Origin of the sequence: Streptomyces azureus, assembly GCF_001270025.1 — a bacterium.
Classification (GTDB): Bacteria; Actinomycetota; Actinomycetes; order Streptomycetales; family Streptomycetaceae; genus Streptomyces; species Streptomyces azureus.
Genome location: NZ_DF968368.1, coordinates 87,597 through 108,925 on the forward strand (window position 1 = coordinate 87,597; position 21,329 = coordinate 108,925).

The following is a 21,329-nucleotide window of genomic DNA, read 5'->3' on the forward strand; positions in this document are numbered from 1 at the left end:
CTCGACTGACCGACTTGCTGTCCCGCCCGGAGGACCCATGACCCCGCCCCCCGCCTCTCATGATCCGTACGCGGAGCCGTACGAGGACGAGGGCGACCAGCCGCTGGTCCGGCCTTACGCCATGACCGGCGGCCGGACGCGGCCGCGTTACCAGCTGGCCATCGAGGCACTGATCAGCACGACCGCCGATCCCGCGGCGCTCATGGGGCTGCTCCCGGAGCACCAGCGCATCTGCCACCTGTGCCGTGAGGTGAAGTCGGTCGCCGAGGTCTCGGCCCTGCTCAACATGCCGCTGGGTGTGGCACGGATCCTGGTCGCGGACCTCGCGGAGGCCGGGCTCGTCGCCATCCACCAGCCGGGCGGCGACGACGCCACCGGTGCGCCCGACGTGACACTGCTCGAAAGGGTGCTCAGTGGACTTCGCAAGCTCTGACGCGGGTCGTTCCACCACCTCCGCGAAGATCGTGGTGGCGGGCGGCTTCGGCGTGGGCAAGACCACGTTCGTCGGCGCCGTCTCGGAGATCAACCCGCTGCGCACGGAGGCCGTGATGACCTCCGCCAGCGCGGGCATCGACGACCTCACGCACACCGGGGACAAGACCACCACCACGGTGGCCATGGACTTCGGCCGCATCACCCTGGACCAGGACCTGATCCTGTACCTCTTCGGTACGCCGGGCCAGGACCGCTTCTGGTTCATGTGGGACGATCTGGTGCGCGGCGCGATCGGCGCCGTCGTACTGGTGGACACCCGCCGTCTCGCCGACTGCTTCCCCGCGGTCGACTACTTCGAGAACAGCGGTCTGCCCTTCGTCATCGCCCTCAACGGCTTCGACGGCCAGCAGCCCTACACCCCTGATGAGGTGCGGGAAGCTCTCCAGATCGGTCCGGACACCCCCATCATCACGACGGACGCCCGGCACCGGGCCGACGCGAAGAGTGCCCTGATCACGCTGGTCGAGCACGCCCTGATGGCACGGCTGAGGTAGCACCCAATTCAGAAGCGCCATACGGAAGTTGTCGTAGATGCACCGGTGCCGACTGTGTCCTTTGACACGGTCGGCCAAGGTGTTCATAACGTTTCGGCAGAGGAATCTGGTGGTACGGCCACGCGTCGCGCACATCCGGTCTCGCTGCGCGCACGATCGCCCCGCCTTTTGGCGGGGCTCGTTCTTTATGACCGTTTTATCTGGGGCTTACATCCCCCGGAATCCCCACCTCGGACTGTTTGGAAGAGCGCAGGTCGTCGTGCTGGAATGCCTGAACTGCCCAATAGTCAATGACGTACACGTCAGTCGATGGCGTACCGGGCTCTGAGAAACTGCGGCACAACGTTGGTGCCGACCGCCGAGAGGTTGTTGGTCGAGTGAGGCGAAGCAAGAACAGTCCCGAGCCGTCGGCCCGGGGCAACTTCACCCCGCCGCCGCGCACAGCGGCGCCCGCCCCCGTGCCCGGTTCGGAGCCATCGGCCGCGCCCGCCCAGAGCGGCGGCCGTCTCTCCCCGCGCAACTGGCGTGTGGCGACCAGACTCAACGCGATCCTGCTCATACCCGTGCTGGTCGGCCTCGTCATGGGCGGCTTCCAGGTGAAGAGTTCCATCGACACCTGGCAGGAGGCCGAGGACGCGGAGAACACCGCGCGTCTGGTGCGGGCCTCCCTGCTGTACGCCAACGCCCTCTACAACGAGCGCGACACCTCCGCGGCGCCCCTGCTGAAGGGCAGCGCCCAGACCTCCCAGGACAAGGCGACCGTCACCCAGGTCCGCAAGGCCACCGACGAGGCGGCCGACGCCTTCGACGCCGCGGCCCAGAACATGCCGGCCAAGCCAGGCCTGGAGCGCCGTCTGGACCTGTTCCGCAAGGCGGAGCCGAAGCTCCAGACCCTGCGCCAGGTCGCGTATACCTCCAAGCTCAAGGGCGTACAGACCGAGGAGGGCTACGTCGAGATCGCCCACCCGCTGACGGAGTTCGCCAACGAGCTGGGCCTCGGCACCGGCAACATCACCAGCTACGGCCGGACCGTGTACGCCATCGAGCTCACCAAGGCGGCCCTGTCGCTCCAGCGCTCCATCGGCATGCACATCCTGACCAAGCCGGGCCCGGACGAGGGCAACCTGGCCAGCCAGCGCATCGCCCTGTCCTCGTACGCCTACCTCGAGCGCATCGCCGTGCAGGAGTACATCGGCGGCGGCACCGAGCAGGACGCGGCCAAGCTCAGGGCGGCCGAGGCCAAGCTCAAGACCGACGGTGCCGCGATGGCCCGGGAGGCCAAGGCCAAGAACCCGGACTACGTCGCCCCGCCGTCCAACCCGACGACGATGGTCTCGGCCGTCGCGACGCTCCAGACCACGGACCCGAGCGCCCGCGCCGCCCTCGCCGAGCGGGGCATCACCGCCGAGAACTGGTGGGCTGTCAACACGCTCAAGTTCAACGCCTACGAGAAGATCGAGACGGACCTGGCCGACAAGGCCGTGAGCGAAGCCTCCGACATCGCCGACGACGCCCAGCGCGACGCCTACATCACCGGTGCCGCTGTCGTGGTCGCCCTGCTCCTCGCCTTCATCCTGGCCGGCGCGGTGGCCCGCCAGATGAGCCGCTCGATGCGCCAGCTGCGCAACGCCGCCTTCGGCATCGCCGAGCAGCGCCTGCCGATGCTGGTCGACCAGCTCTCGCGCACCGACCCCGGCCGCGTCGACACCCGTGTCCAGGCCATCCCGATCACCACCACGGACGAGATCGGCGAGGTCGCCCGCGCCTTCGACCAGGTCCACCGCGAGGCCGTCCGGCTCGCCGCCGAACAGGCCCTTCTGCGGGGCAACATCAACGCGATCTTCACCAACCTCTCGCGCCGCAACCAGTCGCTGATCGAGGGCCAGCTGACCCTGATCACCGACCTGGAGAACAACGAGGCCGACCCGGACCAGCTGGAGAACCTCTTCCGCCTGGACCACCTCGCGACCCGTATGCGCCGCAACGGCGAGAACCTCCTGGTCCTCGCCGGCGAGGAGCCCGGCCGCCGCTGGGACCAGCCGGTCCCGCTGGTCGACGTGCTGCGCGCCGCCTCCTCCGAGGTGGAGCAGTACGAGCGCATCGAGCTGTCCGGCGTCCCCGAGGCCGAGATCCACGGCCGGGCCGTGACCGACCTCGTGCACCTGCTCGCCGAGCTGCTGGAGAACGCGACGACGTTCTCGTCCCCGCAGACCAAGGTCCGCGTCACCGCGACCCGTCTCCCCGACGGCCGCGTGATGATCGAGATCCACGACAAGGGCATCGGCCTGACCGCCGAGGACTTCGCGGACATCAACCACAAGCTGGCCAACCCGCCGACCGTGGACGCCGCGATCTCGCAGCGCATGGGCCTGTTCGTGGTCGGCCGGCTGTCCGACCGGCACGGCATCCGCGTCCAGCTGCGCCCCTCGGGCGAGCAGGCCGGTACGACATCGCTGGTCATGCTGCCCGACGCGATCACCCACGGTGGCGGCGGCGAGCAGCACGTGGACCGCGACGAGTTCACCGTCTCGCAGATCATCCCGGAGCAGAACTTCGGCGGCGAGAACTTCAACCAGCAGCCCATGCGCACGGCCGCGGAGCTGGGCTTCGACGACAGCCGCTACACCGACGTCCCCGACGACATACGCGAGCTGGACCCCGTGGGCCGCTCCCTGATGCGCGAGGAGCGCCGGGCGGCCCTGGAGGCCCAGTCCCACCAGCAGCCCGCGCTGCCCGGCCAGAACTCCCAGGAGCAGGGCGAGACTCCCGGATACCCCGAGGAGTTCCACGGGCAGCAGGGCTACGACACCGGCCAGGCCTACGACACCGGCCAGACCGGCTACCCGGAGCAGCAGCCGTCCGCGTACGACCGTCAGGCGCCGTACGAGGACCAGCAGGCGTCGTACCAGGAGCAACGGCAGACGGCCTACGAGGAGCCGCAGCGGGCCGCGTACGACGAGCAGTACTACGCGCCGAACGGCGGTCTGCCGCAGAACGACACCTTCTCGCCGAACGGCGGCTACCCGGACCCCTCCTCCTATGCGGAGCCGGCCCAGGAGGAGCCCTCGGCGCAGGGTGCGGGCGCGCCCGGCAGCTTCGCCGCCTTCGAGCAGCGGCGCTACCAGGACGACTGGCCCCAGCAGGACGGTTACCAGAACGGCTACCCGAGCCAGTACCCTTCTGAGGCCCAGGAAACGGAATCTGCGCAGGCCGCTGACGCGAGTGAGCAGGACCGCGTAGGCTTCGACCGTCCGGGACAGGCCCACTCCGCCGCACCCTCGCTGACCGACGCCGGGCTTCCCCGCCGCGGGTCCACCGCGAGCGGTGCGAACGGCACGGGCGGCGCCCGGCACGCGAGCCAGGAGCCTCCGGCCTCCACCCCGGAGAGCAACGGCGACCGCGACTGGCGCTCGGCGAACGACGAGCGGTGGCAGCAGGCCTCGCAGCTCCGGAAGCCCAAGGCGGGCGGGGTCACCTCCTCCGGCCTGCCGAGGCGGGTGCCCAAGGCCAACCTGATCGAGGGTTCCGCCGAGAGCACTCCCCAGGGAGGCCCACAGGTCTCCCGTGCCCCGGAGGACGTCCGGGGCAGGCTGAGCAACCTGCGCCGCGGCGTACAGCGCGGACGCAGCGCAGGCAGTGAAACGAACGGCCAGGGCTTCGGTCCTGACAGCACCTACAACCAGGAGCGTTAGTGTGAGCCCGATGAGCCAGGCGGCACAGAACCTGAACTGGTTGATCACCAACTTCGTGGACAACACCCCGGGGGTGTCCCACACGGTGGTGGTCTCCGCCGACGGACTCCTTCTGGCGATGTCCGAAGGCTTCCCCCGCGACCGCGCCGACCAGCTCGCGGCCGTCGCCTCCGGTCTGACGTCTCTGACGGCAGGCGCCTCCCGGATCTTCGAGGGTGGAAGCGTCAATCAGACGGTTGTGGAGATGGAGCGGGGATTCCTGTTCATCATGTCCATCTCCGACGGCTCGTCGCTCGCGGTTCTCGCACATCCGGAGGCGGACATCGGCCTCATCGGATACGAGATGGCGCTGCTCGTGGACCGAGCCGGTACGGTCCTGACACCGGACCTTCGTGCGGAGCTCCAGGGGAGCCTGCTCAACTAACAGACGGACGGTGCGTTTTGGCGTCCCGTGGCCGTAAGGTTTCGGGACGCGGCTCCACAGCGATGGGTGCCAGGCACAGTCGGAGGAGGAGAAAGTGGCAACACCCCCAGGCGGTTCGTCTTCGGGTAACTGGTCGTACGGCCCTGGCCAGGGCCAGGGCGACGGTGGACAGAACCCGAACCGTTACAACTTCCCCTCCGCACCGAGCCACCGGCAGCCGTACGCGCCCCAGGGCCCCGGCCCGTCGCCGTACGACCAGCCGCCGGCCCCGCGCATCCAGCCCGTGCAGCCGCAGCGCCGCAACCCCGAGCCGGCGCCCGGCGGGGCGTCGAACACCCACAACCCGTTGGTGCGTCCGTACGCCATGACAGGTGGCCGGACCCGCCCGCGTTACCAGCTCGCCATCGAGGCGCTGGTGCACACCACTGCGCAGCCGCACCAGATGCAGGGCCAGTTGCCCGAGCATCAGCGGATTTGCAACCTCTGCCGGGAAATCAAGTCGGTCGCCGAGATCTCGGCGCTCCTCACGATCCCTCTCGGCGTGGCCAGGATCCTCGTCGCCGACTTGGCGGAGGCGGGACTGGTCGCCATCCATCAGCCCGGCGGCGACGAGAACGCCGGCGGCCAGCCAGACGTGACACTGCTCGAAAGGGTGCTCAGTGGACTTCGCAAGCTCTAGCGGAGGGCCTTCCCGCTCCACCACGTCCGCGAAGATCGTGGTGGCTGGCGGCTTCGGCGTGGGCAAGACCACGTTCGTCGGCGCCGTCTCGGAGATCAATCCGCTGCGCACAGAGGCCGTCATGACGTCCGCTTCGGCGGGCATCGACGACCTCACCCACACCGGAGACAAGACGACCACGACGGTCGCCATGGACTTCGGCCGTATCACCCTGGACCAGGACCTGATCCTGTACCTCTTCGGTACCCCCGGTCAGGACCGCTTCTGGTTCATGTGGGACGACCTGGTGCGCGGCGCCATCGGCGCGATCGTGCTGGTCGACACGAGGAGGCTCGCCGACTGCTTCCCCGCTGTCGACTACTTCGAGAACAGCGGCCTGCCGTTCGTCATCGCGCTGAACGGCTTCGACGGCCAGCAGCCGTACACGCCCGACGAAGTCAGGGAAGCCCTCCAGATCGGCCCTGACACCCCGATCATCACCACCGACGCCCGCCACCGCGCGGACGCGAAGTCGGCGCTGATCACGCTGGTGGAGCACGCGCTGATGGCACGCCTGCGGTAATCGGCACGTTCGCCTTGCGGCCCCCGTTCCTCCTGTGGGAGGAGTGGGGGCCGCAGGTGTTTCTCGGGAGGGGGCGCGATGAGCGCGGAGGCGGCGGCGTTACGGCTGGGCACGACCGTGGCGAAGACGGCGGCTGACATCTGGCTGGGCGGCAGGCGGCGGCATCAGGAGCGGCATCTGTCGCTGGCGGAGCTGGTGCGGGTACGCGTGCCCGGGCTGCGGCTGCAACGGAGTGTGGAGCGGCAGTTCGGGCAGATCACCGACGCCGTGTTCGACCGGCTGGAGCCGTTTCTGGAGCACGAGTTTTGGGGGCTGGACGAGTCCGGCGGGCAGGCCGCCCGCGTTGGCGGCGGTGGGGTCGAGTCTGCTGCGGAGGCTGCCGAGGTCGTTGGGGGAGCTGACCGAGAAGGCTGCCGCGCAGACGGTGCGGACGGTGGCGTTGATCGGTGGGGCGGAGGCGCTGGGGCTGTTGGCGGGGTACGCGAAGGACAGTCGGGAGGCGGTGGTCGACGCGCTCGTCGAGGCGTGGGGGTATTTCGACGCCGATGCGTATGCCGAAGAGGTTCTGGCGGGGGTGCCGCTGAAGGGCCGAAGGGTCGGGATCACACACTCGGGGCAGTGGCGGGCCGTCGGCCGCCTGCCTGCCATCGACAACCTGTGGGTCAGCCACCCCGTCACGGACCTCACCGTCCTCACGGAACTGCCCGTTGAATCAGCTCACCCTGGTCACCCTGCGCGGTGAGGTCGGCATGTCGCCGATCGGGACACAGCACTCACTGGTGGAGCCGGCTCTGAACGGCCGTGCGTCGCTGAACAACGCCGACGTCCTGGCTGGGCTCCCTGCTCTGGACACCCTCTGCATCGGATCCCTGCCGGACCTCCGCGGGCTGCTCCTGGCGCCGACACTGGAATGCCTGGTCCTGCTGAACGTCGACGCCCCCCTAGACCTCTCCCCTCTCCGGCACGACCGGATCAGATGGCTGGGGCTGATGGCCGGGGAGGCATGCCTGCCACAGGGGGTCCACGCCCTGTCCGCGCTGCCCGGGCTGCCCTGTTTCTCACGCATATCGACGTAGCCGCCTGGATGGAGGCCGGATCGTTCCCGCCGGCCGGCGTGACGTACCTGTACCTTCGCGATTGCGTCCTCCCCGACGACCCCACAGCGCTCGACTTCCCTGACGTGCACGTCGTCATCCACTAGCAACGCGCAATGGCCCCGCTCTCCCAGAGGAGAACGGGGCCGTGAGCGCGTTGAAAAACTCAGCGCCAGCTGTGCGGTGCCCTGAAGCCAGGCTCGCGCTCCAGGCGACGCCAGCCGGCCTTCACGCGGCCGCGGTGCGTCGGGGTCGGGTCTGTGGGGCGGGTGGCGGCGCGGGCCAGGAGGATCGCCGTGATGGCGGCGACTTCCTCGGGCTCGGCGTGGCCCTTCTCGACGCGGATGTCAGGGGTGTCCATGGGTGTCAGTCTCCGTGAGAGAGATGTCCTCCGTGTTACTGCGGAGGGTTGCCGTGCTTGCGGGAGGGCAGGTCGGCGTGCTTGGTCTGGAGCATCGCGAGGGACTTGATCAGCACCTCGCGGGTTTCCGCGGGGTCGATGACGTCGTCGACCAGGCCGCGCTCGGCCGCGTAGTAGGGGTGCATCAGCTCGGACTTGTACTCCTTGACCATGCGGGTCCGCATGGCCTCCGGGTCCTCGGCCTCGGCGATCTGGCGGCGGAAGATGACGTTGGCCGCACCCTCCGCGCCCATGACGGCGATCTCGTTGGTCGGCCAGGCGTAGGTGAGGTCGGCGCCGATGGACTGGCTGTCCATGACGATGTACGCACCTCCGTAGGCCTTGCGCAGGATCAGCGAGATCCTCGGCACGGTCGCGTTGCAGTAGGCGTACAGGAGCTTCGCGCCGTGGCGGATGATGCCACCGTGCTCCTGGTCGACGCCCGGGAGGAAGCCGGGGACGTCCAGAAGAGTGACGATCGGGATGTTGAAGGCGTCGCACATCTGGACGAAGCGGGCCGCCTTCTCGGAGGCCTCGATGTCCAGGACACCGGCGAGCACCTGGGGCTGGTTGGCGACGATGCCGACGACCTGCCCGTCCATCCGGCCCAGCGCGCAGATGATGTTCCGCGCCCAGCGCTCGTGGACCTCGAGGCAGTCGCCGTCGTCGACGATCTCCTCGATGACCTTGGCCATGTCGTACGGCCGGTTGCCGTCCGCCGGGACCAGGTCCAGGAGGACGTCCGAGCGGCGGTCCACCGCGTCCCCGGACTCTGCGCGCGGCGGGTTCTCGCGGTTGTTCTGCGGCAGGAGGGACAGGAGGTAGCGCACCTCGGCGATGCACGTCTCCTCGTCGTCGTAGGCGAAGTGGCAGACGCCGGAGGTCTCGGCGTGCACGTCCGCGCCACCCAGGCCGTTCTGGGTGATCTCCTCGCCGGTGACGGCCTTGACCACGTCCGGGCCGGTGATGAACATCTGCGAGGTCTCGCGGACCATGAAGACGAAGTCCGTGAGGGCCGGGCTGTAGGCCGCGCCGCCCGCGCACGGGCCGAGCATCACCGAGATCTGCGGGATGACCCCGCTCGCCCTGGTGTTGCGCTGGAAGATGCCGCCGTAGCCCGCGAGCGCCGAGACGCCCTCCTGGATGCGGGCGCCGGCGCCGTCGTTCAGCGACACCAGCGGGGCACCGGCCGCGATGGCCATGTCCATGATCTTGTGGATCTTCGTGGCGTGGGCCTCGCCCAGCGCGCCGCCGAAGATGCGGAAGTCATGGGCGTAGACGAAGACCGTCCGGCCCTCCACCGTGCCCCAGCCGGTGATCACACCGTCGGTGTACGGCTTCTTGGCCTCCAGGCCGAAGCCGGTGGCCCGGTGCCGGCGCAGCTGCTCGACCTCGCGGAAGGAATCCGGATCGAGGAGAAGTTCGATGCGCTCGCGCGCGGTCAGCTTGCCCTTGGCGTGCTGCGCCTTGGTCGCCTTCTCGCTCGGTCCGGCCACCGCCTGCGCACGGATCTCGTGCAGTTCGGCCACGCGTCCGCGCGCGTCGGTCGGCTCACCCGGCGCCTCATCCAAAACGGTCATGTAGTGACCTTACGAAGCCGACCAAGGATTACGGGCCGTCGACTCCTCACAGTCTCCGGCGTGTTTTCCTGGTACCCCTGAACAGAACCATGGCAGGGTGCAGCCCTTCTGACTGCTCAGGGGGCGTTTGGCTTGTAGGGGTCGGACAAAGCCGTCAACCGAGAGTCATCTCACATACGTGGGTGGCGCATGCCTCCCCTGGAGTGACGCGCAGGCGCAGCCGACGGCCTGTGGAGAGTACTTCGACCGTCTCGTCGGCGTGGCCGACCCGGCGGACCGGGCGGTTCCAGGTGATGTCCAGTGGTTCACCCGTGCGGGGCGGTTCGCTCAGGCAGAGGGTGGCGGTACGGCCCCGGCGGACGGTCAGCACGCTCGCGCCGGCGGAGGCGGTGAGCGGACCCGCCGTGCCGGCCTGCCAGAAGTTCGCGGCCGTGAGGCCGAGGGAGGGCACGGTGACCGCCTGACGGCCGGCGTCGTTGGCGAGGACCGACATCCAGTCGCGGTCGGCGGCCCGGCGCGCGACCGCGCGGCGGGACGCGCCGGGCATGAGGACGTAGGCGTAGGTGGCGTCCTTCGGGTCGGTGCCGTGGTCGAGCCAGAGGGTCTGCCAGCGGCGGGTACGCCGCTCGGGTGTGCTGCCGGTGTTGATGTCGGACCAGGCGCCGGTGCGGTCCTCGCGCAGCTCCTTCGGCTCGCCGTCGAGCAGCACCCAGCCGCCGTGGTTCTCCAGATGGGCCCAGCCCGGGCCCTGTACGAAGGTCTGAGTGCCGGACGCGCCGAGGTTGCGGTTGTCGACGATCGTCTCCACCGGGACGCCGTCGGCGCAGCTGATCCCGGCGCCCAGGCAGATCACCGCGTCCGCGACGCAGAACCAGGACTTGCGGGCCTGGAGGGTGGAGCCGAGGCCCCTGAGGTGCTGGCCGAGCGCGGCGTACTCGCCGTCGGTGGTGCCGCCGACCCAGCGCGCGTCCGGGCGGGCCGTGCCCCACTCGCCGCCTTCCCGGTCGGCGAGGCGCTTGGTGGAGACGGTGGTGCCGGGCAGGCGGTACCAGTCGACGGTCGGCCAGAACCAGTCGGTGTACTGATCGCTCGCGCCTGACCACCAGCTCACCATGCCGGCGCCGGTGTGCCAGCCGCGTGGGTTCTCGCCGTTGCCGCACTCGTAGTGGGCGATGCGGTCGCTGGCCATGGCGATGTTCGCGGTGAAGCCGGGGCGGCGGTGGACGGCGCGGTCCATGGCGGCGAAGAGGCGGTGGCCGGTCGGCTCGGGTGCGGCCGGGAGGGGCGAGGCCGCGATCGCGTGCAGCCGGGCCAGGTCGGCCACGCCGAACTGGCGTGCCGTCAGGATCGGGGTGACCGTGTCCCGTTCGATCCAGCCCTTGACACGGGCGTGCCAGCGGTCGCGTTCCGCCGGCCTCGCGCCGGCCGCGAGGAGCGCGATGGCGGCGATGAGCTGCTGGCCGTGGAAGTGGTCGCTGCGCATGACCTCACGGTCGTCGGCGGTGAGGTGACCGCGGCTGATGGCCCGGCCGTTGACGCTGTCCATGACCAGGCCGTCGTGGATGAGCGGTGCGTAGGCGTGCTCGACGCTGTCGAGGATGATCTGCCGGTTCGGGTCGGTGACCTCCCAGTCGGATCCGGCGAGCAGGGCGAAGAGGCGGCCGAGGCCGTCGAGCATGACCTGACCGTACGTGCCCGAATAGGCGACCCAGGTGTGCTGGACGAAGGAGCCGTCGGCGTAGAGGCCGTCGCCCCGGGTGACGTACGGGAAGACCGGGGAGAGCGCGTCGCGGGCGAGGGCGATCTTGTCCGGGGCGCGGCCGAGGATGCCGCGCAGGGCGACGGAGCGGCACAGGTCGACGCGGTTGGCTCCGGTGGACGTGCCGGAGTAGTCGCCGAGGGCCGAGTCGGGGACGAAGTGGTCGACGGCGGCGCAGGCCGCGTTGACGCGGGTGCCGCCCAGCTGCTCGTACAGGGCGGCCGTGATGTCGGTGAGCAGGCGCGGGCTGCCGATCTGCCATTCCCACCAGTTGCCGTAGCGGGTGGTGGCGGGGTGGTAGACGGTGGCGGAGAGGTGGTCGAGGCCGCGCAGGATGCCGGCGAGGAGGTCCGGGTCGGCGGTCGAGCCGGTGCCCTGCTGAACGTAGGCCTGGGTCATGGTCCACAGGCGTCTGTAGCTCATGGTGATGCCGGCCGGCGGGTCGAAGGGGTGGCCGGGCCAGAGGGAGTCCGCCGCCGGGGCCATGGTGGCGTGCAGACCGCGGGCGAGTTCGCCGGTCTCCGCGAGGCGGGAGGCGTACGGCTGCGCGGCCGGGTCGTAGCCGGTGCCGAGGGCGATGCCGAGCCAGCGACGGCGGAGGGTCTCGTACGGGTCGGTGCCGGCGTCCGGAGCGTCGGCGCCGCGGGGCGTGGGCGTGGCGCCGCCGGTCGCCGCCAGGGCCGCGGCCGCGAGCAGCAGGGCGCGGCGGCCAGGGTGCGGCAGGGCGGCGGCCTGAGCCGTACGGCGGGAGAAGACGCGACGCCGGGGAGTCATGCCCATGCCCTACCACGGGGAGGCGGTCACCTGAACGGAGGATCCGGCCGAAGTGACCGGAACGGCGGAACCTGCCCCGGGTGCGAGGCCGGAGCAGCCGAAGCGGTGGCACAGGGCACGGAGTGTGCGGCCCCGGTCAGCCGAAGCGGTTCAGCAGGCGTCTGAACACCCTCGGCGCCAGACCGCGGAGGCGGTCCGGGAGGGCCAGCCAGGCGGGGACGTAGACCAGGTCGCGCTCCTCGCGTACGGCCTCCCAGACGGCGCCGGCGACGCTGCCGGGCGAGATCTTCCGGGGGTGGGACCGGTCGTAGGGCCTGCCGCGGCGGGCGAAGAAGGCCGTGTCGACGGGCCCGGCCACGACGAGGGTCACGCCCACGCCCGTGCCGCGCAGTTCCTGGCGCAGTGCCTCGGAGAAGGCGGCCAGAGCGGCCTTGGCGGCCGAGTACACCGCTTCCTCGCGTACGCCCACGCAGCCCGCGATCGAGCCGAGCAGCACCACCCGGCCCCGCCCGGCCGCGATCATGGAGGGCAGCACCTCGCGCACGAGGTGGAGCGTGGCGTTGAGGTCCAGGGCCAGCACCCGGTCGATGTCGGTGTGCGGCATGGTGGCGAACGGGCCCGCCCAGCCGATGCCCGCCCCGGCGACCAGGACGTCGACCCGGCCGGTCGTGTGCAGCGCGGACCGGGCCAGCAGGCGCGGACCGTCGGGGGCGGCGAGGTCGGCGGGCAGCACGACGGCCGAGGTGCCGGACGCCGTCTGCTCCAGGCGGTTCCGGTCGCGCCCGGTGAGGAGCAACTGCCAGCCGTCCATGGCGAAACGCCGTGCCGTGGCCGCCCCGATGCCCGAGGAGGCCCCGGTGACGAGGGCCACGCGCCGGTCCAGGCGCCGCGGCGGCCCGTGCTCGCGCGCCGGGTAGGGGGCCGCAGGACGGCGTGGGGCGGGGCCCGCCGGTGGGTCGTAGGCCGAGCCGGAGCCGGTGAGTGTCATCGGTCGGTCTCCCTGCGCTGTACGTCCGCCGTGGTCTCGGCTGTCTCGGTGAGGGTTCCTGGGAGCGGAACGCCGTCTGTCTCGGTGAGGGTCCCTGGGAACGGAACGCCGTCTGTCTCCATGCCGGTCCCTTGAAACGGAACCTCGTCTTCCAGGACACCGCCACCGCGGGGTCCCGCGCCAGTGCTGAGGCCGCTCCGGCGGGCCGGGCTCACCCGGTCCGGCGTGCGCCGTGCCGTGGGCGGTCTGCGGGCCGGGCCCCCGCGCACGGGATGCGACAGAACCACCCCTGCGTGCCGCCGGGTGCCGCCAGGCGGCGGTATGGGCGCCACACGGACCGGCCGCGCCGGGTTACGTAGGGGGCACCCGTGTCCGGTACGGCTCCCCGTGGCGAGGTGACCATGCGTGTGCTGCTCGTCCATCCCAGCGCCCTGATGTACTCGGAGATCTTCCTGCGGCTGGAGCCCCTGGGCCTCGAAAGAGTGGCGGGCGCGGCCCGCGAGGCCGGTCACGAGGTGCGGGTCGTGGACCTTCAGGTGCTGAGCCGCGAGACGCTGCGCGGCGAGGTGCGGTCCTTCCGGCCGGAGGCGCTCGGCATCTCGCTGAACTACCTGGCGAACATCCCGGAGGCGATCGAACTGGCCGCCGAGGTGAAGCGGGCGGTGCCGGACTGCTTCGTGTTCCTGGGCGGGCACAGCGTCTCCTTCGTCGCCGAGGACGTGCTGGAGCAGGCCGAGGGGGCGGTGGACGCGGTGGTGCGCGGCGAGGGCGAACCCGCGATCGCGCCGCTGCTGGAGGCGGTCCGCGACGGGGGCGTGGCGGGCGTGCCCGGCATCGTCACGGCCGCCGGCCGGGGTCCCGCGCCGCTGATGCTGCACGGCATCGACACGCCGCTGCCCGCGCGGGACCTGATGCGCGCCCGCCGACGGTACTTCATCGGCGAGCTCGACCCGTGCGCCTCCATCGAGTTCACGCGCGGCTGTCCGTGGGACTGCTCGTTCTGCTCGGCGTGGACGTTCTACGGCCGCAGCTACCGCAAGGCCGCGCCCGAGGCGGCGGCCGAGGACCTGGCGAACATCCGGGAGCCGAACGTCTTCATCGTCGACGACGTGGCCTTCATCCGGCCCGAACACGGGGACGCCATCGCCGCGGAGGTCGAGCGGCGCGGCATCCGCAAGCGCTACTACCTGGAGACCCGCAGCGACGTCCTGCTGCGCCACCCCGAGGTCTTCGAGCGGTGGGCCCGGCTGGGGCTGAAGTACATGTTCCTGGGGATGGAGGCCATCGACGCGGAGGGCCTGGACCTGTACCGCAAGCGGGTCAGCCCCGACGAGAACGTCCGCGCTCTGGAGACGGCCCGGCGCCTCGGCATCAAGGTCGCCGTCAACCTGATCGTGGATCCGTCCTGGGACGAGGAACGCTTCCGGGTGGTACGGGAGTTCGCGCTGGCGGTGCCGGAGATCGTGCACTTCACGGTGATGACACCGTATCCGGGTACGGAGATCTGGCACACCGAGTCGCGGCGCCTGACCACCCGTGACTACCGCCTCTTCGACATCCAGCACGCCGTCGTGCCCACCACGCTCCCCCTGGAGCGCTTCTACGAGGAACTGGTGCGCACCCAGGCCGTCATCAACCGCAAGCACCTGGGCCTGCGCACCGCCGTGGGCGCGGCCCGGGTCCTGACCCGGAACCTGCTGCACGGCCAGACGAACTTCGCCCGCATGCTGTGGAAGTTCAACCAGGTCTACAACCCGCGCCGGCAGTTCGCCGACCACGGCCGGCCGGTGCGCTTCGAACTGCCCCTGCCACAGCACCTCGACGTCGGCGACCGGCGGGCGCTGTACATCCACACCCGGGGCGCGCCGTCCCGGCGGACGACCGACTGACTCCCCGCGCCCGGCATGCCGATCGCGGTCCTGGCCTCCCTCGCCGCCGGCGTCTGCTTCGCCGTGGCCGGAGTGCTCCAGCAGTGGGCCGCGGGCGGGCGCCCGGACGCGGAGGCGCTGTCACCGCGCCTGCTGGCCCATCTGGCGCGTGACCGGGTGTGGCTGGGCGGCATCGCACTCGCCGTGCTCGCCTACGGCTTCCAGTCGCTGGCGCTGGCGTACGGGCCGCTCAGCCTGGTGCAGCCGCTGATCGTCGCCGAGCTGGTCTTCGCCGTACCGCTGTCGGCGCGGCTGCACCGGATGCGGCTGGGGTTGCGCGAGTGGTTCGGCACGCTCGCGGTGGCGGCCGGGCTGGTGCTGGCCCTGGCCTCGGCCCGGCCGCACGGCGGCCGGCCGGACGCGGCGGACCTGCTGTCCTGGCTGCTGGTGCTCGGCGCGACGGCTGCGCTGGTGTGCTGCGCGCTGGCGACCGCACGGCTGCTGTCCGGCCCCTGGCGGGCCTCGGCGACGGCCCTGGCCGCCGGGGCGGTGATGGGCACCCAGTCCGTCCTCCTCGCGGCGACGGTGGACCGCCTGCGCCACGGCCTGCTCGCGGCGCTCTCGGCCTGGCAGACCTACGCCCTGATCCTCGCCAGCATCGGCGGCCTGCTCCTCATCCAGAGCGCCTTCCAGCAGGGCCCGCTCGCGGCGAGCATGACGGTCCTGGACGCGACGGAGCCGGTGGTCGCCGTGACGGTGGGCACGGCGGTCTTCGGCGAGACGATCCACGCGGGGTGGCCGGTGTCAGTCGTGACGGTGGCGGGGCTGGTGCTGGTGGGGGCGGGGATCGCGAGCCTGGACTCGTCGCCGGTGATCGCGGCGTTGCGGGGGCGGGGGGCTGGGGAGGGGCGGTGAGGTACGGGCGGCACCGTTGCCGACGGCTGTGGGCCGCCCGAGCTGCGGGCAGTCGTGCCGCGGGGGCGGCACGGGTGGGCGCAGCGGCACCCCGCTCCGCCGGGCTGCCCCCCCCCGGCCCCGACACCAACTCCGCGCAGTGGGCTTGCCAGGCTGAGGCACGGCCAAGGCGGCCTGGGCCTGGGGTCGTCCAGACGGTTGGGGACCTGGCCGGAGCCGCGTCGCCCCCGGTCCCTCACGCCGCCCGCGTGTCCTCCGTCCGTCGGGGGCGTACGCCCGGAAGCCAGGCGGGGAGGAGGTCCTCCGTCAGGACGCGGTCCCAGGTGGGGTGGGTGTCGCGGGCCGTGGTGATCGCGTGGTGGCGTACCGCCGAGAGCAGGTGGGGGCACTCGAGAAGCGTTCCGAGGGTGTCCGCCCACTCCCCCGGGTCGTCGTGGCGTACGACGATGCCGTCGCGGCCCGGCGCGGTCAGCCACTGTGTGGTGCGCGCGCCCTCGGGCAGGACGACCGCCAGGCCGCTGGCCATCGCCTCGGCGACGACGTTGCCGCAGGTCTCCGTGCGGGAGGGGAACGCGAAGACGTCGCAGCCGGCGTATACCCGGGCCAGCCGCTCCTGCGGGAGGGGGCCGAGGAGGCTGACGTCGGCGCCGAGGGCGTTCCGGACGGGCCCGGCCTCCGCGCCGGAGCCGGCCATGACGAGGTGCACGGCCCGGCCGCGCTCGCGCAGCAGCCGCACGCTCTCGGTCAGCAGTGGCACGCCCTTGGTCGCATCCAGCCGTCCCGCGAACAGCACCAGCGGACGGCCGGCCGGGACGCCGTACTCGCGGCCGAGCCGGGCGCGAGCGCCGGGGTCGGGGCGGAAGCGCTGGTGGTCGACGCCGCGGCGCAGCAGGCCGACCCGGTGCGGTCCGAGGACGCGGGCGAGTTCGGCCCGCTCGGCGGGGGTCGGTACCAGCACGCGTTCGCAGCCGTCGAGGAGCCGGTCCCGCCGCCGGCGCAGCCGGCTCTCGGCCAGGTCCGCGAGGAACTCGCCCGGCGCCGGGTGGTCGCCGGGCAGCCACCGGCCGGCCAGGCAGCGGGCGTAGACCGAGGCCAGCAGCGGGACGTCGGTGTGCACGGAGGCGAGCAGCCGGGGTGCCGGGCCGGCTCTGCGGGCGAGGCGGACGGCGGTGGTGGCGTAGGCGAAGCAGTGGGTGAGGTGCCAGACGTCGTGCCGCGGGAGCAGGGCCGCGAGCCGGGGGTGGTACGGGGCGAGATCGGTGACGTCCTCCGCGCCGTCGGCCGAGGTCAGGGCGGCCGTTCCGAGCACCGGGCGGAGCGTGACGACGCGCACGCGCGGCGAGAGGACGTCGACCCGCTCGCGCTCGCCGAGGAAGTAGACGGTCAGGTCGAGGCCCGGCCGGACGCCGTCGGGCAGTTGTTCCGGGAGGCGGGCGGCGCTCTCCGCGAAACGCTCCCAGCACTTCACATGGCCGCCCGAGGTGCTGCTCCGCAGCAGCTCGACCAGGACCGCGACCGAGGTCATGATCACCGGGTACCACTCGCGCCGCGGGCCCAATCGTGACACGCCCGCCAATAATGTTGAACGTTGAACCGGAATAGGTCTACGGTGGGTCGCGTTACATAGTTCAACGTTCAACATTCATCGCAGGAGGCGTACCCCCATGAGCATCTTCAGCCGCAAGGACACCGAGACCGCCGGCACCGACGCCGCGCGGCCGGACCTGGCCGCTCTGACCGGCGACTACACGATCGACCCCGCGCACTCGACGCTCGGCTTCGTCGCCCGGCACGCCATGGTCACCAACGTCAAGGGCAGCTTCCAGGACTTCACCGGCACGCTCCACCTCGACGGCACCGACCCCTCCCTGTCCACGGCCTCCCTGGATGTCGTGATGGACAGCATCGAGACGGGCAACGCCGACCGCGACGGCCACCTCAAGAGCTCGGACTTCTTCAAGGCGGACGAGTTCCCGACCATGACGTTCCGCTCCACGAAGGCGGAGTCCCTCGGTGGCGACGACTACCGCATCACCGGCGACCTGACGATCCTCGGCACGACCCGCCCCCTGACCATCGACCTCGAGTTCAACGGCGCCGCGAAGGACCCCTTCGGCAACGAGCGCGTCGGCTTCGAGGGCAAGGCGGAGATCCTGCGCTCCGAGTGGGGTCTGACCTGGAACGCCGCCCTCGAGACCGGCGGCGTCCTGGTCTCCGACAAGATCAAGCTCAACTTCGACATCTCGGCGATCAGGAACGCGTGAGCCCGCGCGGCCGGCCCGGCGGCGTACCGCCGGGCCGGTCTGGCCGAATCGCACCCCTTGTGGAAGGACCGGCGGCGTTCTCATAATCCAGCAGCAGAATTTTGACCAGTCCATGCCAGCACATGGACGTTTCTTTTTGCCCAGCTGCTGTCATGAGCCCGTCAATTTGATGCTTCGGTTGCACCTCCCCAGTCAACCCCCCACGGAAGGCATCACGTTGAAGAGATTCCTCACGGCCCTGAAGAGATGCGCGGCCCTCGGGGCCGCCGCGCTCGCGATCGCCAGCCTTCAGCCCGTCTCCGCCGCGCAGGCCGCCCCGTCGCCCGTCGTCGGCGGGACGCGGGCCGCGCAGGGCGAGTTCCCGTTCATGGTCCGGCTCTCCATGGGCTGCGGCGGCGCGCTCTACACCCAGCAGATCGTGCTCACGGCCGCGCACTGCGTGGGCCGCTCCGGCAACAACACGAGCATCACCGCCACGGCCGGGGTCGTCGACCTCCAGTCGACCAGCGGCCGCGTCCAGGTCCGCTCCACCAAGGTGCTCCGCGCCCCCGGCTACAACGGCACCGGCAAGGACTGGGCGCTCATCAAGCTCGCCCAGCCCATCAACCTGCCGACCCTGAAGATCGCCACCACCGCGGAGTACAACACCGGCGACTTCACCGTCGCGGGCTGGGGCGCGAACCGCGAGGGCGGTTCCCAGCAGCGCTACCTGCTGAAGGCGACCGTGCCGTTCGTCGGCGACGCCGCCTGCAAGGCCTACGGCGGCCTGTACAGCGGCCTCGTCGCGAACGAGGAGATCTGCGCCGGGTTCGACGCGGGCGGTGTCGACACCTGCCAGGGCGACTCCGGCGGCCCCATGTTCCGCAAGGACAACGCCGGCGCCTGGATCCAGGTCGGCATCGTCAGCTGGGGTGAGGGCTGCGCCCGGCCCGAGGCCCCCGGCGTCTACACGGAGGTCTCGACGTTCGCCTCCGCCATCGCCTCGGCGGCGTCGACACTCTGACCCGCCCCACAGCTTGCGGGCCCGGCGCCGTACGGTGCCGGGCCCTTCCCCCGTCCTACCGGGCCTTCCGGCCGGACTCCAGCTTCGCGACCGCCGCCGCCACCTGCGCCGCCCGGCTCCGCGGGGTCCGGGCGCGGAGCACGCCGAGCATCGCCATGTACCTGTCGGTCCGTCCCAGCGCCTCGAAGGCCGCCGCGGCCCGCGGGCTCCGCTCCAGTGCCGCCGCGAGGGCCTCCGGGACCTCGGCCTCCTGCTGGGACGCGTACGCCGCCTCCCACCGTCCGTCCGCCCGCGCGGCCGCCACCTCCGCGAGCCCGCCGGGCCGCATCCGCCCGGCGGCGGTCAGTTCCTCGACCCGCCGGACGTTGACCATGGACCAGAGGCTGCCCGGGCGCCGCGGGGTGATCCTCTGGAGGTAGTACGACTCGTCGAGTCCCTTGCGCTGCCCGGTGATCCACCCGTGGCACAGCGCCACGTCGTTGACGTCGGCGGAACTGACGGAAGAGATGCCCGAACCCTTCTTGGCGACCTTGACCCAGAGGCCGGGGTGCGGAGCGGGGTGTGCGGTCAGCCAGGAGTCCAGGTCGGCCACGGTCGCGAAGGGGAGAGGGTCTCCGGAGGCGGTCATGACACCACCGTAGGGAGCGAGTAGGCCAGATGCTGTCCGCTATGCGAGCAGCGCGCGTGCCTGTTCGCGGGCGTGGGCGACGGCGTCCGGGAAGATGCCCAGGCCGTGCGCGACGAGCGCGCCCTCGTGCAGCAGCATCAGCGCCCGGGCCAGGGCGTCGGCTCCCTCCGGGGCGATGTCCGAGGCGAGGCGGGTGAACAGGGCGAGCATCCACTGCTTCTGCCCGGTGATGATCCGGTGGGCCGGGTGAGCCGGGTCGCTGATCTCCGCGTGCGCGTTGACCATGCTGCATCCCTTGGGACTGTGTTGCGCCGACCAGGCGCGCGTGGCGTCGAAGACCGCCAGGACGCGCTCCCTCGGCTCCGGCCCGGCCGCGTCGAGGCGTTCGGCGAGGAAGGCCCGCCAGCGCTCGTCGCGGTCCGCAAGGTACTCCACGACGATCTGCTCCTTGGAGCCGAAGCGGTCGTAGAGGGTCTTCTTCGTCACCCCGGCCTCGGCGGCGATGAGGTCGACTCCGACGGCGTGGATGCCGCGCTCGTAGAACAGCCGGGCGGCCGCTTCCAGGACGCGGCGGGCGGCGGGCGTCATCGTGATCCGGCGCGGGCTGGCGGTGGTACCCATGACACCCGAGTATACCGATCTGTATAGTGGCTCGGGAACAGGTATACCGATCTGTCTACTGGTTGTGATGTCCGTGAACATCCTGCTCTCCGTCGCCTTCGTCCTGTGCTGGAGCTCCGGGTTCATCGGGGCCAAGCTCGGTGCGGGCAACGCGTCCGCGATCACGGTCCTGATGTGGCGGTTCCTGCCGCTGGCCGTCGTCCTCGTGGCCGTCGCCGTCGTCATGCGCGAGGCCTGGCGAGGGCTCACCGCCCGGGACGTGACCCGGCAGGCCGTCATCGGCGTGCTGTCGCAGAGCGGCTACCTGCTCAGCGTCTACTACGCCATCCAGCTCGGTGTCTCCAGCGGCACGACGGCCCTGATCGACGGGGTCCAGCCCCTCGTCGCCGGGGCCCTCGCGGGGCCGCTGCTGGGGCAGTACGTCTCGGGCCGGCAGTGGATCGGCCTCGGTCTGGGGCTGAGCGGCGTCGCCGTGGTCACCCTGGCCGACGCCGCGGCCGGGACCGGCGTGGCCTGGTGGGCGTACGCCGTCCCGCTGCTCGGCATGCTGTCCCTGGTCGCGGCCACGTTCCTGGAGAGCCGGTCCCGCTCGCGGGTCGCCCCCTCGGTGTCGCTGACCGTCCACTGCGCCACCAGCGCCGTCCTCTTCTCCGCGCTGGCCCTGAGCACCGGAGCCGCCGCGCCGCCCGCCGAGGGCGGGTTCTGGATGGCCGTCGCGTGGCTCGTGGGTCTATCCACGTTCGGCGGGTACGGGCTGTACTGGCTCATCCTGAAGCGCTCCGGGGTGACGAAGGTGAACACGCTGATGTTCCTCATGGCCCCGGTCACGGCCGTCTGGGGCGCGCTGATGTTCGGTGAGCCGTTCGGCGTGCAGACCGCTCTCGGCCTGGCCGTCTGCCTCGTGGCCGTGGTCGTCGTCCACCGCGGCGGCGGCCGGAAGGACAAGGCTGGGACCGCCGCCCGGAGCGAGCCGGAGGAAAACCGGTGGACCCGGTCACCCGGGCCCGCCTAACGTCTCCCGCATGTCCAGCCCCGAGGCGTCCAGAGTGCGGCCACCGGCTCTCCGGTGGCTGCTCGTGTTGCCGGGCC

General features: G+C 71.4%; 20 protein-coding genes and 1 pseudogene. 14 read left to right on the top strand and 7 right to left on the bottom strand.

The window, feature by feature from the left end:
* The first annotated feature begins 37 nt into the window (after positions 1 to 37).
* The 9 genes and pseudogenes from AOQ53_RS29870 (at position 38) to AOQ53_RS29905 (ending at position 7,422) form a co-directional block, all read left to right on the top strand.
* Positions 38 to 433 carry a DUF742 domain-containing protein gene (locus AOQ53_RS29870; RefSeq protein WP_053668780.1) on the top strand — a complete coding sequence of 132 codons (396 nt, stop codon included), beginning with the start codon at positions 38 to 40 and terminating at the stop codon, positions 431 to 433.
* A complete protein-coding gene (locus tag AOQ53_RS29875) occupies positions 414 to 989 on the top strand; it encodes a GTP-binding protein (RefSeq protein WP_020271455.1) in 576 nt (191 codons plus the stop codon). The genes AOQ53_RS29870 and AOQ53_RS29875 overlap by 20 nt, the downstream gene beginning before the upstream one ends.
* A 377-nt stretch (positions 990 to 1,366) precedes the next feature.
* A complete protein-coding gene (locus AOQ53_RS29880) occupies positions 1,367 to 4,681 on the top strand; it encodes a sensor histidine kinase (RefSeq protein WP_059421960.1) in 3,315 nt (1,104 codons plus the stop codon).
* A gap of 10 nt (positions 4,682 to 4,691) precedes the next feature.
* Complete coding sequence (locus AOQ53_RS29885) at positions 4,692 to 5,105, top strand: roadblock/LC7 domain-containing protein (protein WP_004983065.1); 414 nt, start codon at positions 4,692 to 4,694, stop codon at positions 5,103 to 5,105.
* A 94-nt stretch (positions 5,106 to 5,199) separates the two neighbouring features.
* Positions 5,200 to 5,784, top strand: a complete 585-nt coding sequence (locus AOQ53_RS29890; RefSeq protein ID WP_059421961.1) for a DUF742 domain-containing protein — start codon at positions 5,200 to 5,202, stop codon at positions 5,782 to 5,784.
* On the top strand, positions 5,765 to 6,346 hold the full coding sequence (locus AOQ53_RS29895) for a GTP-binding protein (RefSeq protein WP_014675207.1): 582 nt from the start codon (positions 5,765 to 5,767) through the stop codon (positions 6,344 to 6,346). The genes AOQ53_RS29890 and AOQ53_RS29895 overlap by 20 nt, the downstream gene beginning before the upstream one ends.
* 78 nt (positions 6,347 to 6,424) lie before the next feature.
* Positions 6,425 to 6,673: pseudogene (locus AOQ53_RS48185) on the top strand (NACHT N-terminal Helical domain 1-containing protein); the annotation flags it as partial.
* Positions 6,674 to 6,734: 61 nt separating this feature from the next.
* Positions 6,735 to 7,088 carry a hypothetical protein gene (locus AOQ53_RS29900; protein ID WP_148640390.1) on the top strand — a complete coding sequence of 118 codons (354 nt, stop codon included), beginning with the start codon at positions 6,735 to 6,737 and terminating at the stop codon, positions 7,086 to 7,088.
* Complete coding sequence (locus tag AOQ53_RS29905; protein WP_059421963.1) at positions 7,054 to 7,422, top strand: hypothetical protein; 369 nt, start codon at positions 7,054 to 7,056, stop codon at positions 7,420 to 7,422. Before AOQ53_RS29900 ends, AOQ53_RS29905 begins: the two co-directional genes overlap by 35 nt.
* 184 nt (positions 7,423 to 7,606) lie before the next feature.
* Here AOQ53_RS29905 and AOQ53_RS29910 read toward each other — a convergent pair whose 3' ends face one another.
* From AOQ53_RS29910 to AOQ53_RS29925, 4 genes are all read right to left on the bottom strand, one after another.
* A complete protein-coding gene (locus AOQ53_RS29910; protein WP_059421965.1) occupies positions 7,607 to 7,801 on the bottom strand; it encodes an acyl-CoA carboxylase subunit epsilon in 195 nt (64 codons plus the stop codon).
* 35 nt (positions 7,802 to 7,836) lie between these two features.
* Entirely contained in the window at positions 7,837 to 9,420 is a 1,584-nt protein-coding gene (locus AOQ53_RS29915) for an acyl-CoA carboxylase subunit beta (RefSeq protein ID WP_059421966.1), read from the bottom strand.
* Between the two features lie 154 nt (positions 9,421 to 9,574).
* The gene (locus AOQ53_RS29920) at positions 9,575 to 11,953 is read right to left on the bottom strand and encodes a polysaccharide lyase 8 family protein (protein ID WP_099054724.1); all 2,379 of its coding nucleotides are present in this window, start codon (positions 11,951 to 11,953) and stop codon (positions 9,575 to 9,577) included.
* Between the two features lie 136 nt (positions 11,954 to 12,089).
* Positions 12,090 to 12,941: an SDR family NAD(P)-dependent oxidoreductase gene (locus AOQ53_RS29925; RefSeq protein ID WP_059421967.1), complete on the bottom strand. Its 852-nt coding sequence runs from the start codon at positions 12,939 to 12,941 to the stop codon at positions 12,090 to 12,092.
* Positions 12,942 to 13,342: 401 nt separating this feature from the next.
* On the opposite strand from AOQ53_RS29925, the gene hpnR reads away from it, so the two are divergent.
* Positions 13,343 to 14,830: a hopanoid C-3 methylase HpnR gene (hpnR, locus tag AOQ53_RS29930; protein WP_059422074.1), complete on the top strand. Its 1,488-nt coding sequence runs from the start codon at positions 13,343 to 13,345 to the stop codon at positions 14,828 to 14,830.
* 15 nt (positions 14,831 to 14,845) lie between these two features.
* Positions 14,846 to 15,724 (top strand): DMT family transporter, encoded by an 879-nt coding sequence (locus tag AOQ53_RS29935; protein WP_059421968.1) that lies wholly within the window; start codon positions 14,846 to 14,848, stop codon positions 15,722 to 15,724.
* A gap of 235 nt (positions 15,725 to 15,959) precedes the next feature.
* Here the strand turns inward: AOQ53_RS29935 and AOQ53_RS29940 are convergent, their stop codons facing one another.
* A complete protein-coding gene (locus AOQ53_RS29940) occupies positions 15,960 to 17,249 on the bottom strand; it encodes a glycosyltransferase (RefSeq protein WP_059422076.1) in 1,290 nt (429 codons plus the stop codon).
* A gap of 139 nt (positions 17,250 to 17,388) precedes the next feature.
* On the opposite strand from AOQ53_RS29940, the gene AOQ53_RS29945 reads away from it, so the two are divergent.
* The gene (locus tag AOQ53_RS29945) at positions 17,389 to 17,988 is read left to right on the top strand and encodes a YceI family protein (protein WP_059421970.1); all 600 of its coding nucleotides are present in this window, start codon (positions 17,389 to 17,391) and stop codon (positions 17,986 to 17,988) included.
* Between the two features lie 217 nt (positions 17,989 to 18,205).
* A complete protein-coding gene (locus tag AOQ53_RS29950) occupies positions 18,206 to 18,991 on the top strand; it encodes a S1 family peptidase (RefSeq protein WP_059421971.1) in 786 nt (261 codons plus the stop codon).
* 55 nt (positions 18,992 to 19,046) lie between these two features.
* Here AOQ53_RS29950 and AOQ53_RS29955 read toward each other — a convergent pair whose 3' ends face one another.
* Both AOQ53_RS29955 and AOQ53_RS29960 read right to left on the bottom strand, forming a co-directional pair.
* Positions 19,047 to 19,619, bottom strand: coding sequence for a YdeI/OmpD-associated family protein (locus AOQ53_RS29955; protein ID WP_059421974.1), 573 nt, complete (start codon positions 19,617 to 19,619; stop codon positions 19,047 to 19,049).
* Between the two features lie 39 nt (positions 19,620 to 19,658).
* Positions 19,659 to 20,240, bottom strand: a complete 582-nt coding sequence (locus AOQ53_RS29960; RefSeq protein ID WP_059421976.1) for a TetR/AcrR family transcriptional regulator — start codon at positions 20,238 to 20,240, stop codon at positions 19,659 to 19,661.
* A gap of 73 nt (positions 20,241 to 20,313) precedes the next feature.
* Here AOQ53_RS29960 and AOQ53_RS29965 point away from each other — a divergent pair, with 73 nt between their 5' ends.
* Positions 20,314 to 21,252: a DMT family transporter gene (locus tag AOQ53_RS29965; protein WP_059422078.1), complete on the top strand. Its 939-nt coding sequence runs from the start codon at positions 20,314 to 20,316 to the stop codon at positions 21,250 to 21,252.
* The last annotated feature ends 77 nt before the right edge of the window (positions 21,253 to 21,329 follow it).

What these genes read in the sequence shown, in the direction of transcription:
- AOQ53_RS29920 (WP_099054724.1), bottom strand. Translation starts at nt 11,953, where the DNA reads ATGACTCCCCGGCGTCGCGTCTTCTCCCGCCGTACGGCTCAGGCCGCC.
- AOQ53_RS29870 (WP_053668780.1), top strand. Translation starts at nt 38, where the DNA reads ATGACCCCGCCCCCCGCCTCTCATGATCCGTACGCGGAGCCGTACGAG.
- AOQ53_RS29925 (WP_059421967.1), bottom strand. Translation starts at nt 12,941, where the DNA reads ATGACACTCACCGGCTCCGGCTCGGCCTACGACCCACCGGCGGGCCCC.
- AOQ53_RS29940 (WP_059422076.1), bottom strand. Translation starts at nt 17,249, where the DNA reads ATGACCTCGGTCGCGGTCCTGGTCGAGCTGCTGCGGAGCAGCACCTCG.
- AOQ53_RS29885 (WP_004983065.1), top strand. Translation starts at nt 4,692, where the DNA reads ATGAGCCAGGCGGCACAGAACCTGAACTGGTTGATCACCAACTTCGTG.
- AOQ53_RS29960 (WP_059421976.1), bottom strand. Translation starts at nt 20,240, where the DNA reads ATGGGTACCACCGCCAGCCCGCGCCGGATCACGATGACGCCCGCCGCC.
- AOQ53_RS29945 (WP_059421970.1), top strand. Translation starts at nt 17,389, where the DNA reads ATGAGCATCTTCAGCCGCAAGGACACCGAGACCGCCGGCACCGACGCC.
- AOQ53_RS29935 (WP_059421968.1), top strand. Translation starts at nt 14,846, where the DNA reads ATGCCGATCGCGGTCCTGGCCTCCCTCGCCGCCGGCGTCTGCTTCGCC.
- AOQ53_RS29915 (WP_059421966.1), bottom strand. Translation starts at nt 9,420, where the DNA reads ATGACCGTTTTGGATGAGGCGCCGGGTGAGCCGACCGACGCGCGCGGA.
- AOQ53_RS29910 (WP_059421965.1), bottom strand. Translation starts at nt 7,801, where the DNA reads ATGGACACCCCTGACATCCGCGTCGAGAAGGGCCACGCCGAGCCCGAG.
- hpnR (WP_059422074.1), top strand. Translation starts at nt 13,343, where the DNA reads ATGCGTGTGCTGCTCGTCCATCCCAGCGCCCTGATGTACTCGGAGATC.
- AOQ53_RS29955 (WP_059421974.1), bottom strand. Translation starts at nt 19,619, where the DNA reads ATGACCGCCTCCGGAGACCCTCTCCCCTTCGCGACCGTGGCCGACCTG.